Origin of the sequence: Bradyrhizobium sp. SZCCHNR1017, from assembly GCF_032381375.1 — a bacterium.
Classification (GTDB): Bacteria; Pseudomonadota; Alphaproteobacteria; order Rhizobiales; family Xanthobacteraceae; genus Bradyrhizobium.
Genome location: NZ_JAUHIR010000001.1, coordinates 117,915 through 132,044, shown reverse-complemented (window position 1 = coordinate 132,044; position 14,130 = coordinate 117,915). Strand labels below are relative to the sequence as shown.

The 14,130-nt window shown below is 66.9% G+C and carries 12 protein-coding genes and 1 pseudogene; 5 read left to right on the top strand and 8 right to left on the bottom strand.

The genetic code is table 11. The features are described from left to right. Positions 1-22 precede the first annotated feature (22 nt). Positions 23-1,555 (top strand): amidophosphoribosyltransferase, encoded by a 1,533-nt coding sequence (gene purF, locus QW863_RS00640; protein ID WP_315712462.1) that lies wholly within the window; start codon positions 23-25, stop codon positions 1,553-1,555. A gap of 282 nt (positions 1,556-1,837) precedes the next feature. Beyond that, positions 1,838-2,581 (top strand): SDR family NAD(P)-dependent oxidoreductase, encoded by a 744-nt coding sequence (locus tag QW863_RS00635; protein WP_315712464.1) that lies wholly within the window; start codon positions 1,838-1,840, stop codon positions 2,579-2,581. A gap of 42 nt (positions 2,582-2,623) precedes the next feature. Here QW863_RS00635 and QW863_RS00630 read toward each other — a convergent pair whose 3' ends face one another. The 5 genes from QW863_RS00630 to QW863_RS00610 form a co-directional block, all read right to left on the bottom strand. Next, the gene (locus tag QW863_RS00630; protein WP_315712465.1) at positions 2,624-3,013 is read right to left on the bottom strand and encodes a 4Fe-4S binding protein; all 390 of its coding nucleotides are present in this window, start codon (positions 3,011-3,013) and stop codon (positions 2,624-2,626) included. Positions 3,014-3,038: 25 nt separating this feature from the next. Next, entirely contained in the window at positions 3,039-3,932 is an 894-nt protein-coding gene (locus QW863_RS00625; RefSeq protein WP_315712467.1) for a VOC family protein, read from the bottom strand. A gap of 159 nt (positions 3,933-4,091) precedes the next feature. Further along, positions 4,092-4,388: a hypothetical protein gene (locus QW863_RS00620; protein WP_315712468.1), complete on the bottom strand. Its 297-nt coding sequence runs from the start codon at positions 4,386-4,388 to the stop codon at positions 4,092-4,094. 23 nt (positions 4,389-4,411) lie between these two features. Beyond that, positions 4,412-5,653 (bottom strand): patatin-like phospholipase family protein, encoded by a 1,242-nt coding sequence (locus QW863_RS00615; protein ID WP_315712470.1) that lies wholly within the window; start codon positions 5,651-5,653, stop codon positions 4,412-4,414. Beyond that, positions 5,650-6,567: a DUF3313 family protein gene (locus tag QW863_RS00610; protein WP_315712471.1), complete on the bottom strand. Its 918-nt coding sequence runs from the start codon at positions 6,565-6,567 to the stop codon at positions 5,650-5,652. Before QW863_RS00610 ends, QW863_RS00615 begins: the two co-directional genes overlap by 4 nt. A 161-nt stretch (positions 6,568-6,728) precedes the next feature. Between QW863_RS00610 and QW863_RS00605 the strand changes: the two genes are divergently transcribed. The 3 genes and pseudogenes from QW863_RS00605 to QW863_RS00595 all read left to right on the top strand — a co-directional run bounded on the left by QW863_RS00605 (position 6,729) and on the right by QW863_RS00595 (position 9,979). Further along, positions 6,729-7,367 (top strand): TetR/AcrR family transcriptional regulator, encoded by a 639-nt coding sequence (locus tag QW863_RS00605; protein WP_315712472.1) that lies wholly within the window; start codon positions 6,729-6,731, stop codon positions 7,365-7,367. A 100-nt stretch (positions 7,368-7,467) separates the two neighbouring features. Then, positions 7,468-8,608: pseudogene (locus QW863_RS00600) on the top strand (hypothetical protein). A 144-nt stretch (positions 8,609-8,752) separates the two neighbouring features. Next, positions 8,753-9,979 carry an ABC transporter substrate-binding protein gene (locus QW863_RS00595; protein WP_315712474.1) on the top strand — a complete coding sequence of 409 codons (1,227 nt, stop codon included), beginning with the start codon at positions 8,753-8,755 and terminating at the stop codon, positions 9,977-9,979. A 99-nt stretch (positions 9,980-10,078) separates the two neighbouring features. Here QW863_RS00595 and QW863_RS00590 read toward each other — a convergent pair whose 3' ends face one another. The 3 genes from QW863_RS00590 to der all read right to left on the bottom strand — a co-directional run bounded on the left by QW863_RS00590 (position 10,079) and on the right by der (position 14,089). Continuing rightward, positions 10,079-11,299 (bottom strand): PLP-dependent aminotransferase family protein, encoded by a 1,221-nt coding sequence (locus QW863_RS00590; protein ID WP_315712476.1) that lies wholly within the window; start codon positions 11,297-11,299, stop codon positions 10,079-10,081. Positions 11,300-11,435: 136 nt separating this feature from the next. Then, positions 11,436-12,689 carry a TCR/Tet family MFS transporter gene (locus QW863_RS00585; protein ID WP_315712477.1) on the bottom strand — a complete coding sequence of 418 codons (1,254 nt, stop codon included), beginning with the start codon at positions 12,687-12,689 and terminating at the stop codon, positions 11,436-11,438. 29 nt (positions 12,690-12,718) lie between these two features. Further along, positions 12,719-14,089: a ribosome biogenesis GTPase Der gene (der, locus tag QW863_RS00580; protein ID WP_315712478.1), complete on the bottom strand. Its 1,371-nt coding sequence runs from the start codon at positions 14,087-14,089 to the stop codon at positions 12,719-12,721. Positions 14,090-14,130: the final 41 nt, after the last annotated feature.

Below are 14,130 nucleotides of genomic sequence, written 5' to 3'. Positions count from 1 at the left end.
CTCAGCCCAGAAGAGAGGCGCGATGGACCTGCACCACGATTCTTCCGGCGAAGCCCAAGCGGATACTCACGCGGATCTGGACTTCGGACCTCAAGCCTACCTCAGAGACCCAGACCTTGACGGAGACACGCTGCGCGAAGAGTGCGGCGTGTTCGGCATTTATGGGCACAATGACGCCGCCGCGATCACCGCGCTCGGCCTGCACGCGCTCCAGCATCGCGGCCAGGAAGCCGCCGGCATCGTCTCCTATGACGGCACGCGCTTCCACAGCGAGCGCCGCCTGGGCCTCGTCGGCGACACCTTCTCCCGCCGCGAGGTGATCGAGCGCCTGCCCGGCAACGCCGCGATCGGTCACGTGCGCTACGCGACCACCGGCGCCACGATCCTGCGCAACGTGCAGCCGCTGTTCGCCGAGCTCAATGCCGGCGGCTTCGCTGTCGGCCACAACGGCAACCTCACCAACGGGCTCACGCTCCGCCGCGAGCTGGTGCGCGCCGGCGCCATCATGCAGTCGACCACCGACACCGAGGTGATCCTGCATCTGGTCGCGCATTCCCGCCGCACCAATTTCATCGACCGCTTCATCGAGGCGCTGCGCGCGCTCGAAGGCGCCTACTCGCTGGTCTGCATGACCAACAAGAAGCTGATCGGCGCCCGCGATCCCCTCGGCATCCGCCCGCTGGTGTATGGCGAGCTCGAGGGCTGCCCGATCCTGGCCTCGGAGACCTGCGCGCTCGACATGATCGGCGCACGCTACATCCGCGACATCGAGCCGGGCGAGGTCGTGATCTTCGATGAAAACGGCGCCCACAGCCACAAGCCGTTCCCGCCGAAGCCGGCGCGTCCCTGCGTCTTCGAATACATCTACTTCGCCCGGCCCGACTCAGTGGTCGGCGGCCGCTCGGTCTACGAGGTCCGCAAGGCATTCGGCGCGCAGCTCGCGCGCGAGAGCCATCCCGACGTCGACGTCGTCGTGCCGGTGCCCGATTCCGGCGTGCCGGCGGCGATCGGCTACAGCCAGCATTCGGGCGTGCCGTTCGAGCTCGGCATCATCCGCAATCACTATGTCGGCCGCACCTTCATCCAGCCGACGCAGGCGATCCGCGAATCCGGCGTGCGCATGAAGCACTCGGCCAACCGCGCCGCGATCGAAGGCAAGCGCATCATCCTGATCGACGACTCGCTGGTGCGCGGTACCACCTCGCGCAAGATCGTGCGCATGATGCGCGACGCCGGCGCCACAGAGGTGCATTTCCGCCTCGCCTCGCCGCCGATCCTCTACCCCGACTATTACGGCATCGACCTGCCGGACCGTGGCGGCCTCTTGGCGGCGACGCATTCGCTCGAGGAGATGCGCGAGCTGATCGGCGCCGACTCGCTGGCGTTCCTGTCGATCGACGGCATGTACCGCGCCATGGGCGAGCCGGCCCGCGACCCCGCCGCGCCGAAATACGCCGACCACTGCTTCACCGGCAGCTATCCGACCCACCTCACCGACCAGTCGCTGGTCGAGCCGACCCAGCAGCAATTGTCGCTCCTGGCCGAGGCGAGCTGAGGCTCTCTCCCCACACCGTCATTCCGGGGCGATGCGCAGCATCGAACCCGGAATCTCGAAATTGTTTTGTGCGCCTGACCTCTAGATTCCGGGTTCGAGGCCTAACGGCCTCGCCCCGGAATGACGGCGTTCGATCGGCCGTCGTCCCGGCACATGCCGGAGGCCCTGACCACCGGCCGTCGTTTGTCGGGCAGGACTAGCCACAGCCACCCAACTCCATCATAACCGCCGCGGAATATGGATCCCGGCGTTCGCCGGGACGACGGCTGAGAGATGATCGTGATGACCCTTCCCCTCGCCAATCGTATTGCCCTCGTCACCGGCGCCTCGCGCGGCATCGGCCATGCGACCGCCCGCGCGCTCGCGCGCGCCGGTGCGCATGTCGTCGCCGTCGCCCGCACCCAGGGCGGGCTGGAGGAGCTCGACGACGAGATCCGGAAAGAGACCGGCAGCGGCGCCACCCTGGTGCCGCTCAGCATGACCGACAGCGACGGCATCGCCCGGCTCGGCGCCGCGCTGCATGAGCGCCATGGCAAGCTCGACATCCTCGTCGGCAATGCCGCCGTGCCCGGCCCCTCCTCACCGCTCGGCCATATCGACCTCAAGCCGTGGAACGACGTCGTCGCGGTCAACCTCACCGCCAACTTCCAGCTGATCCGCTGCATGGAGCCGCTGCTGAAGGCCTCCGACGCCGGCCGCGCGGTGTTCCTCACCTCAGGCGCCGCTCACAAGGCCCAGGCCTATCTCGGCCCCTACGCCGTCACCAAGGCGGCGCTGGAGACCCTGGCTCGGGTATGGGCGCACGAGACCGAGCGCACGGCGCTGCGCGTCAACTTGTTCAGCCCGGGCCCGATCCGCACCCGCATGCGCGCCACGGTGTTCCCAGGTGAAGACCCGATGACGCTCGAGACGCCCGAGCAGGTCGCCGAATTGATCGTGCCGATGTGCCTGCCGTCGTGGACCGAGACCGGCAAGCTCTACGAGTACAAGACCCGCGCGCTGAAGAGCTTTCAGCCACCGGCGTAGACTATCACGTCGACGGCACCAGGGCGGTCGCAGGCTCCACTCCTACGTCGCGCTGTCACCCGCCGCGACCTCCACGAGATCAATGGCGCGCTCCGGGCAAGCCACCACGCACAGGCCGCAGGCAAGGCAGAGATAGCTCTTCGGCGTGTAGGCCGTCTTCATGCCGTGAAAGCGCACGCGCATCCTGCCGAGGAAGGACAGCGCTCGGAAATCGTCGCCGCTGATCGGCGCAACGTCGAACACGTTGTAGGGGCACACCTCGACGCAGTCGCCCTTGGCCTCGCATCGGTTGCGGTCGACGACCGGCACGAAGCTGCCCGGCTCGGCCTTGCAGCCGGCGCCCGGACGTTTCGGATGCTGCGCGGCCTTGCGCACCTTGGCAGCCTTGGTGCGCTTCGAGAGCGGTGGTGTCGGCTCGGTCTGGTCGGTCACGCTGTCGGCTCCATGGGCGGATGAATCAGGCTTCGGCGGTCAGCATCAGCGCGGTGCCGGCGGGATCGCGCAGCACGTACTGATCGCCCCGCACGATCACCTCGTCACAGCCGCGCAGCGCGGCGTCGAGGCGCGCGCGGGTGTCGAAGCGGATCGAGAAGCCGCGCAGCCGCGCCACGCCTGCGGGTGCTGGCGGCGCATCGATCCCCTGCCAGACGTTCAATGCGATACGGTGGGTGTAGGCGCCGCCGGCGCCGAGATCGGCAAACCCCAGCTGTGGCGCGAATGCGCCGGGCAGGAAGCCAAGCCGGGTGTAGAACGTGCGCGCAGCCTCGATGCGCGGGACGTGCAGATGCAGATGGCCGATCCGCGCGGCGTCGGCGAGCGGCGCCGACAGCGGCGGTCCTTTCGCCTGCGCCAGCTCGTGGCGCACGTCGAGCGGGCTCCTGCCACTGCAGGGCCGGCCTTCGGCATCGAACACGGTGAAATCAGTCTCGAACGTGCCGTAGCCGCCGAACCGCTCCGGCGTCTCCAGCGTGAACTCGATGCCGAGCCCGTCAGGATCGTTGAGATAGATCGCCTTGGACATCACGTGATCGACCGGCGAGATCGGCGTGCGGCTGGCGATCAGCCGGCGCAGCATCCGCGAGAATTCCGCCTGGTCGGGCACATGGATGGCGATATGATAGAGGCCGGAGAAGCCGCGCAGCGCCGGGCGTTTCGCACCGGGATGCAGCACCACGAGCGTCTCGCCCGCCGTGCCGAGCTCGGCCGCGCCGTTGCGCTTGCGCAGGCGCAGACCTGCGGTCTCGCACCAGAAATCGATCGCGCGCTCGAGATGCGTGACCTCCAGATGCACCGGCCCGAAGGTCGCGATCTCGCCGGATGCGCCGGTTCGCGGCAAGGTCAGATGGTCCATGTGCGATCTCCGATTGGTCCGTCGTTGCGGCCGCGCCCGATGCGGCGGGGCCACGTTAGACGGCCGACGCGTCCTGATCGCCGGGCGCCCCGTTGAGGCTCGCATTCTCCGGGGTGAATGATCCGGGCCGGACAGCGCCGCTCCGCCCGCGGCCGGCGCCTATCTCGGTCCGGCAGGATCTGCCGCGGCGGGTTTGGCGGCTGCCGACTTGCCCGCAGCCGCCTTCGCCACAGCCGGCGCCTGGCGATCGCGCACCGCCATCAGCTCCTTACGCAGCTTCTCCTGCTGCTCGACCGACAACACCGGACGCTGGTCGTCATGCGGCACGTCGTTGACGGGGAGATAGTTGTAGGTGTTGTGGAACTGCGTGGTGGCGTCGGGCGGCGGCGTGGACGACGTCGCGCAGCCGCCGAGCAGCAATGGTATCAGCAGCGCGGCGCGCGCAGCGGAGCTCACGACAGACCTGCAGCTTCGCCAGATCATCGCGCGGCAGCCGCCATCGTGCGCGCCGGGATCTGCGCCGTGATGCCGTGCTCGTTGGATTGCAGCCCAGGCAGGCTCTTCACCCAGGGATAGCCCCGCCGTCCCATGTCGTGGCCGCGATCGAACAGCGCGGTCATGTAGGTGCGGTCGAACGGACCGTCGGCCTTGGCCTGGAAATCGGCCGGCACGCTGGCGAGGTTGAAGTCGATGCCGTTGAACTTCGCCACCGAGTAGATGCGGTAGATATCGCCGATGCCCTGGTTCTTGATCAGGGTCGACAGCGAGCGTTGCGTCACCGAGAGCACGTCGGCGCCGACGCTGTCCCATTGCGGATCGATGCGAGCGTTGCGGATGACGTAGAGATGCGCGCCGCTCACGCTCCGGCGCGGGCCGCGGCCGGAGACGAGACGCAGCACCGACGGACCGATGAACACCTGCCGCGTGACGCCGCCGTCGACATGCAGCTCGTCGTAGTCCTTGTCGCCGATCCGCACCTTGATGCGAACCGGAGCGAAGGCGCCCGGCACGGTCGCGGACGCCAGCAGCACCTGGCGGAACAGCGCGATCGCCTCGGGCGTATCGGCGGCGGCGATGCGGCCCATGTCCCACAGCACCGGACGCTGCGCATCGAGATTGGTGGTGCCGACCAGAAGCACCCGGCCCTTGCTGCTCTCGCGCGCGACGTCGCGCAGGAACTCGCGATCGACATACTTCTCGATCAGCCGCGACAGCGGCGTGTTGTCGGCCAGCGCCGAGCCCTGCAGCAGGCCGGGAATGTTGACCGTGAAGATGTCCTTGCGCTCATAGGCGGTGAAGATCTCGCGCAGCTTGTCATCATGCTCGCGCCCCAGGAAGACGAACGGCGCGATCAGCGCGCCGGAGCTGACGCCCGTCACCATGTCGAACGACGGCCGGTTGCCGGCCTCGCCCCAGCCGGCCAGCAGCCCGGCGCCGAACGCGCCGTTCTCGGCGCCACCGGAGATCGCGAGGAAATTCAGCGGACGCGAGATCGGGAGTTCGGCCGACGCGCGTGACATCGCGGCCTCGGCAAAGCGCGGCGCCGGCTCGTCACCCCAGTAGCGGACGTTGCGGAAGCCGACCGGGTCGGCGCTGACAGCCGCCGCCTCCGGCAACGCGTTGCGTGGCATGACGGCTGCGCACGCCGCCAGCAGCAGCGACGCGGCGCACGCGAGCAGGACACGCGGGACAAGCACGCGGAAGGAGGCGGCGGACTTCATCGCGACGCTTGCTGCTCCACGCTTGCGATCTCCGGCGACGGCTGCGGCGCGTCCGGCCTGGCTTCCTCGGCGCCCTTGTCGGTCCAGCCCGGCGGCAGGCCCAGACCGGCACCGACGAAGCCCTTCAGGCCGGGGAAACGTCCGTACTGCTCACATGCGGCATATTTGGGAGCGGCGCCGAGCTTGGCCGGCACGCTCGACACCGAAGGCAGCGAGGCCAGCGACGGGACGCCTGAGAACGGCGACTCGCCGGTCGACACCAGCTTCGCGAAGTCGGCGCCGAACTCGGAAGCGAGGTCGTAGGCGTCGCCGTCATTGGCCATGCGGGCAGTCGAGACCGAGTTGGCGCCGCGCGCCCACACCATTGCGGCCTTCTGGAACCCTGCGAAGTCGCGCGCCTCGGCCTCGACGGACAGCGTGCCGAGCCCGACGGGCAGTCGGGGCACCGGCACCGGGACGCCCGGCAGCGCAACGCTTTTGGCGATGGACGCCGCCTGCGAGGCGGCCGAGGCGGTCGCGTTGGTCGCCGTGGCATGGGTGACGGTCGCCTTGACCGTCAGATCGGCCTCCTCACGGGGGCCGACGATCTGGAATCGCTCGCTCAGCCGCAGGCACATTTCCCGGCTGATGACGTTGGCCACCAGCTTGCGCTCGCTCTCGTCGAGGGCGATGTCGGGACGCGGCGGAAACGCGGTCGGCTCGATCCGGATCGTCTTGGCCTCGAGCAGCTCCTTCTTGTTGGCCTTGATCTGCGCGCGCGTCACCAGGCCGTTGGCTTCGGCGAGATGATCGTAGTTCTTGAGCGAGCCCGCCCGCTCGAGCGGAGCGGTGGCGCAGCCGGCCGTTGCCAGCGCCAGGGAAACCAGGGTCATCGACTTCAGCGGAGCGAGACGCATCGAAACGGTCAGACCCATTGATAGACAACTCACTCTAATTAAGTCTCACAAGCCGTAGCGCTTGTCCAACGAAACTAGATCAAATTCTCTAGATTAGAGCGGCGAGAAATATTATTTTATATTACAAGCAGTTGGCGAAAACGACGAATGTGGCGAGAGTTGGCCCGGCAGGACACGCGATGAGAAAGGTCGATCCGGTCAAGCACGAGCAGAAGCGCCGGGAGATTCTCCAGGCCGCACTGTCGTGCTTCGTCAGGAACGGATTTCACGGCGCCAGCACCACCGACATCTGCGCCGCCGCCAAGATCAGCCCGGGGCACCTCTACCATTACTTCCCCAGCAAGGAGGCGATGATCCAGGCGCTGGTCGAGCAGAATCTGAGCCACGCTGCATCGCGCCTCCAGGCAATCCTGGCCTCGCCCGACGTGATCGACGCCCTGGTGCAGGAGCTCGAGAGCACCAGCATTCACCAGCCGCAGGCCCAGGTCCTCAGCGCCGAGGCTTTGGCCGAGGCCTGCCGCAATGCCGACTTTGCAGCCATCGTCCACGCCCACGCGCGCGCGATGCGGGCGCTGCTGGTCGACTTCCTCACCAAGGCACAGGGCCGCGGCGAGGTCGATCCCGGCCTCGATCCGGAGGCGACCGCGAACATCCTGTTCGTGATCGTCGACGGCGCACGCGCGCTGCCGATCCGTAATCCGAACGTCGACATCAAGAAGAGCAGTGAGCATCTGCGGCTCATGCTGACGCGCTTTCTGCGGCCGCCCACGTTGCGAACGCCGCCGAAAAAGGAAGCGGTAGAGCAGGCGCCGGTCTGAGCCTGCCGATCGGCGTCCCCCGCGCGATTGACACTCCGCCATGCCCGCGATTGACTGCGTTCATAAGCGGATGACCGCAGCACATATCGGGGAGGACGGCATGACGCGAGCACGACGCGGACGCGCGACAAGGCCTGCCCTGGTCATTCTGCTGTTCGCCGTTGCGGCCGGCAACGTCCTCTTCTCTCGCAGCACCAGCGCCGCAGCAGAGGTGCCCGCGTTCGCCGTCGAGCCGTCCTGGCCGAAGCAGCTCCCCAACAACTGGATCCTCGGCCAGGTCGGCGGCATCACGGTTGATCACCAGGGCCACATCTGGGTCATTCACCGGCCGCGCTCGCTGACCGACGACGAGAAAGGCGCTACGCTCAATCCGCCGCGATCGAAATGCTGCATTCCGGCGCCCCCGGTGCTCGAATTCGATACCGACGGCAATCTCTTGCGCGCCTGGGGCGGCCCGGGCCCGGGCTATGAATGGGTCGGCCGCGAGCATGGCATCGAGGTCGACGAACGCGGCTTCGTCTGGATCGGCGGCAATGCCGACAATGACAACGCCATCCTGAAGTTCAACGCTCGATGGCAAGTTCGTCGCTCAGATCGGAACGATGGCGCCGAGCAAGGGCTCCAACGACACCACCCAGCTCGGCAAGCCCGCGGAGACAGCGATCGACAAGGAGGCGAACGAGATCTACGTCGCCGACGGCTACGGCAACCGCCGCGTCATCGTGTTCGATGCCACCACCCTCGCCTACAAGCGGCATTGGGGCGCCTATGGCCATGTCCCTGACGATGCCAAGCAGCCGCCGTATGATCCCAAGGCACCGGTCGCCCAGCAGTTCGGCAATCCCGTGCACTGCGTGAAGATCGCCGACGATGGTCTCGTCTATGTCTGCGACCGCATCAACGACCGCATCCAGGTGTTCAGGAAGGACGGGACATTCGTGGCCGAATGGTTCTTCGAAAAGAACACGCTCGGCAATGGCGCGGTGTGGGACATCGCGATCTGGCCGGATCCGAAGCAGACCTACCTGCTGTCTGCCGATGGCGAGAACAACGAGATCCGCATCATCAGGCGGGATGACGGCAGCGTGGTTGGCAGCTTCGGCCACAATGGCCGCAATGCCGGCCAATTCCATTGGGTGCACGCGATGGCTGTCGACCGGCAGGGCAACGTTTATACCGCCGAGGTCGACACCGGTAAGCGCATCCAGAAATTCCGGCTGACCTCGGACGCCCTGCGTTAACGCTCAAGCGAAACGCACAAACCTTGGGCGCGTCTCGCGCCTTTTGGCGCATTGCCGCAACTGACAAGACCGGCTATCCAGGGAATCCGACGGCAAAGGGCGCCCAAGAAGCCCCGCCGTGACACGATACCAGGGAGGACTTTGATGACGACGTCTCATGCGCGGCGGATGGCTGCGCTGCTTGCCGCCACCACGCTCAGCTTTGCCGGCTCCGCCTTCGCCGACGACAAGGTCGTCAAGATCGGCGTGCTCAACGACATGTCCAGCCTCTACGCCGACATCGGCGGTCCCAACTCGGTCGCAGCCGTCAACATGGCGGTTGAGGATTCCGGCCTGAAGGCCAAGGGCTGGACCATCGAGGTCATCAGCGGCGACCACCAGAACAAGCCCGACGTCGGCGTCAATATCGGCCGGCAGTGGATCGACACGCAGAAGGTGGACGTGATCATGGACACGCCGAACTCGGGCGTGGCGCTGGCCGTCTCCAACCTGGTCAAGGAAAAGAACTCGATCCTGTTGAACTCCGGTGCCGCCACGGCGGACCTGACTGGCAAAGCGTGCAACGCAAACACCATCTCCTTCACCTACGACACCTACATGCTCGCGAACGGCACCGGCAAGGCGCTGACCAAGGCCGGCGGCGACACCTGGTTCTTCCTGACCGCCGACTATGCCTTCGGTCACGCGCTGGAGCGCGACACCTCGGCCGTGGTGACCAGCAGCGGCGGCAAGGTGCTGGGCTCGGTGAAGCACCCGCTCAACACCGCCGACTTCTCGTCCTTCCTGCTGCAGGCGCAGTCGTCGAAGGCAAAGGTCATCGGGCTTGCCAATGCCGGCGGCGACACCACCAACTCGATCAAGCAGGCCTCGGAATTCGGCATCGTCCAGGGCGGCCAGAAGCTCGCCGCACTCCTGCTGTTCGTCAACGACGTGCATGCGCTGGGGCTGAAGGTGGCGCAGGGCCTGACCTTCACCGAGTCGTTCTACTGGGATCTGAACGACCAGACCCGCGAATGGTCCAAGCGTTTCCAGAAGCTGTCGCCGAAGGGCACGATGCCGTCGATGACGGTGGCGGGCAACTACGCCGGCACGCTGCATTACCTCAAGACGCTGGAAGCGCTCGGCGGCAATCCGCATGACGGCGCCAAGGTCGTGGCCAAGATGAAGGAGATCCCGACCGACGATCCGCTGTTCGGCAAGGGCCCGCTGCGCGCCGACGGACGCCGCCTGATCCCGGCCTATCTGTTCGAGGTCAAGAAGCCCGAAGAGTCCAAATACCCGTGGGACTACTACAAGCTGATCGCCAAGATCGCGCCTGAGGATGCCGCCAAGCCGCTCGAGGCCAGCGACTGTCCGCTGGTGAAGAAGTAAGCCGATAGCTCCGATGCGGGATGCGGTGGATTAGCATCGCGTCCCGCCAGTGCCGCTGCGCAGACGATGCGACATTCGCTGCGCCGAATCACGTCATCGTCAGCGCAGCAGGCTCGCGAGGCGGCCGATGCCTTCCTCGATCACGGCCTCCTCGGGCAGCGAATAAGACAGGCGGATCGTGTTGGTGCCGCTGCCGTCGTGGAAGAAAGCTGCCCCGGGAACGAACGCCACCTGGGCCTGATTCATGGCGCGGTCGAGCAAGGCGGCACCGGACACGCCGTCCGGCAAGGTGAGCCAGACGAAGAACCCGCCGTCGGGCCGCGTCCACCTCGCTTCTGACGGCATCTGTGCCTCGAGTGCCCTCAGCATCGCATCGCGCTTGAGCCGATAATGCGCGCGCGCCCGTGCAATCAGCCCGGCATGCCCTCCGTCTTTCACGAGCCTGTGCATCACGATCTGATTGATCGCTGACACGTTGAGGTCGCTCGCCTGCTTGATGAGGACGAGACGGCTGATGATGGCGCGCGATGCACAAATCCAGCCTATGCGCAGGCCCGGCGCGACCGTCTTCGAGAACGTTCCGAGATGGATGACGCGGGAAGCATCGAGCGAGCCGCGGCGACGGACGTCCAACGACTGCAGCGACGGCATCTCGTCGCCGTCGAAACGCAAGGCAGAATAGGCGCTGTCCTCCAACACCGGCACGTCCAGCTCGCCGGCGAGATCCAGGACATCGGCGCGCGCCGAACGCGACAGCGTCTCACCGGTCGGATTGGCAAAGTCCGGCACGACATAGACGAATTTCACGCGCGCCCCCGCAGCTTCTTTCGCGGCTTCGTCCGCGTAGGAGGCCGGGGTGCGGTTCGCAGCGTGTGGACCGATCGAATCGTAACGCGGCTCGTAAGCCGAAAAGGCCTGAAGCGCGCCAAGATAGGTGGGAACGGTGACGAGCGCCGTATCCGCGGGCGTGAGCAGCAGCTTGCCGAGAAAATCGAGCGCCTGTTGCGATCCCGCGGTGACGAGGATGTTGTCTGGCGAGGCCGCTATGCCCTGCGCGGTCATGTGCTCGGCGATCCACTGGCGAAGCGGACCGTAGCCCTCGCTGACGGCGTATTGCAGAGCAGCGGAAGCCGCGTTGGGCGATGCCAGCGCATCGGCATAGACCTGCGCCGCCGCTGCTGCAGGAAACAGCGCAGGATCGGGGATGCCGCCGGCGAACGAAATCATGCCTGGCCGCTCCAGCACCTTGAGCAGTTCGCGGATCTCCGATGCCTTCATGCGATCCGCGCGGCGCGCGTAGACGGGCTTCCAGCTCACCAATATTCCTCCCCTGATCCGGCTATTTATGTCAGTATTATTGACCTATTTTGAAGCGTGTGCAATCCCCGTCCCGCGAGAGCGCGAGAGCTGCATCGGTGGGGTCAGCGGATGAGAACCTTCAGGCCGGCGCGCTAGTCTAGCTGTTCTTTGCCGAGGAGAGCGTCCGCACCGCAATCAGGAGAGCGACGATCAGCAACGCCGACGCCAGCAGGAACGGCGCGCCGGGTAGATGCGCCGGCGCGGCCGTTCCGATGAAATAGGCAAAGGTCAGCGTGAACAGGAAGGGACCCGCGAGCTGGGCCACGCTCTGCACGCTCGACGTCGCGCCCTGTAGCTGGCCCTGCTTGTCCGGTGGGACGAGGCGGGTCATCAAAGCCTGCATGGCCGCGCCCGACACGCCCCATAGCGCCATCACGGGGATGCCGAGCCAGCTCAGCGGTCCCGTCGGCGCCACACCGAAAATGAAGAAGCCGACCATGCCCGCCGACAGACCGAGCATCAACGCGCCGCGCTCGCCGAACAGGCGGACGATCAGCCCGACCGCGCCGCCCTGCACGATCATCGCGCAGACGCCGACCATCGCCAATGTGAGGCCGACGGTGCGGGTGTCCCAGCCGTAGCGGTAGGTCGCATACAGCACGAAGGTCGACGGCAGCACGACATGGGCAAGCTGGGTGATGAAGTTCACGGTCGACAGCCCCGCCAGGATGCGGTCCGATGCCAGCAACCGCAGCGCACCGAGCGGGTTCGCCGTCCGCCACCGGAATGGACTGCGCCGTTCCTGCTTCAGCGACTCCGGCAGCACCAGGAAGCCATAGAGCGCGTTGGCGAAGCTGAGCCCCGCAGCCGCCCAGAACGGCAGCCGCGGATCGATGTCACCCAACAGTCCGCCGGTGGCGGGACCGAGCACGAACCCCGCACCGAACGCTGCGCCGATGCGGCCGAAGATCGCGGCCCGCCGATCCGGCGGCGTCAGATCGGCGATGTAGGCAAAGGCGGTGGAGATGCTGGCCGAGGTGACGCCGGAGACCAGGCGCCCAACGAACAGCCAGGCGAGCGACGGCGCCAGCGCCATCAGCACGTAGTCGGCGGCGAGGCCGAAGTTCGACAGCAGGATCACCGGGCGCCGGCCGAAGCGATCGGACAGGCTGCCGAGCACCGGTGAGAACACGAACTGCATCAGCGCCCAGGCGGTGCCGAACAGGCCGAAGATGCGGGCCGCCTGCGCGGTGTCGTTGCCGACGAAGCTCTCGATCAGCTTCGGCAGGATCGGCATGATCAGCCCGAGCGCGAGCATGTCGAGCAGGATGGTGACGAAGATGAAGGCGACCGCGCCGCGGCGCGGGGCCGGCGCATCTTCGGTCGCGACGCTCGGCGGACTTGCTTCCATGGCCGGACCGCTTCCGCTACCGCAACTGATCAGTTCGGCCGCTTGCGCTTGTGCGCGAACGGATTGGCCTTCTCGCGCAGGGTGATGCGCACCGGCGTGCCGGGCAGCTCGAAGGTCTCGCGCATCGAGTTGGTGAGATAGCGCAAGTAGGATTGCGGGATCGCGTCGGCGCGGGAGCAGAACAGCACGAAACTCGGCGGCCGCGCCTTGGTTTGGGTGATGTAGTTCAGCTTGAGCCGGCGGCCCGACACCGCCGGCGGCGGATTGTCGGCGATCGCCCCCTCGAACCAGCGGTTCAGCGCCGCGGTCGGCACGCGCCGGTTCCAGACCGCGTAGGCTTCGACGATCGCCTGCATCAGCCGGTCGATGCCCTCGCCCATCAGGCCCGACACCGCCACGATCGGCGCGCCCGCGACCTGCGGTAGCCAGTGGTCGGCATCGCGGCGGAGCATCGAGATCTGGCCGGGGTTGCCGTCCATCAGGTCCCATTTGTTGACGGCGATGACCAGGGCACGCCCCTCGCGCTCGATCAGGTCGGCGATGCGCAGATCCTGCTCCTCGAAGCGGTTCTGCGCATCCATCATCAGCACGACGACCTCGGCGAAGCGCACCGCGCGCAGCGCGTCCGCCACCGACAGCTTCTCCAGCTTCTCCTCGATGCGCGAGCGCCGGCGCAGACCTGCGGTGTCGAAGATGCGGAAGCCGCGGCCCCTCCACTCGATTTCGACCGCGATCGAATCGCGCGTCGTCCCGGCCTCGGGACTCGTGAGCAGCCGCTCCTCGCCGAGCAGATGGTTGATCAGGGTCGACTTGCCGGCATTGGGACGGCCGACGATCGCGACCCGGATCGGCCTGTTGGCGCGCTCCTCGTCGGTCTCCTCGCGCTCGTCGTCCTCGTCGTCGGTGGGCGGCACGAGCTTGCTGACGGCGTCGTAGAGCTCGCCCATACCCTCGCCGTGCTCGGCCGAGATCTGGATGGGATCACCGAGGCCCAGCGCATACGACTCCATGGCGCCGAGCTCGCCATGCTTGCCCTCGCTCTTGTTGGCGAGCAGCAGCACCGGCTTGTCGGCGCGGCGGGCGAAATCGGCGAAGGCGCGGTCGGCGGGCGTCAGGCCGATGCGGGCATCGATGACGAAGAACAGCGCGTCGGCGAGCGCGATCGCGGTTTCCGTCTGCTCCTGCATGCGCGCGGTCAGCGAGCCCTTGGGGCCCTCGTCGAGGCCGGCGGTGTCGATGATCGTGAAGTTGAGATCGAACAGCCTCGCCTCGCCCTCGCGGCGGTCGCGCGTGACGCCCGGCACGTCGTCGACGAGCGCCAGCTTCTGCCCGACCAGACGGTTGAACAGGGTCGACTTGCCGACGTTGGGCCGGCCGATGATGGCGATGGTGAAGGGCATGATGATCCGTGCGCGTGAGCGCGCAGCTTTAGCGCATTCGG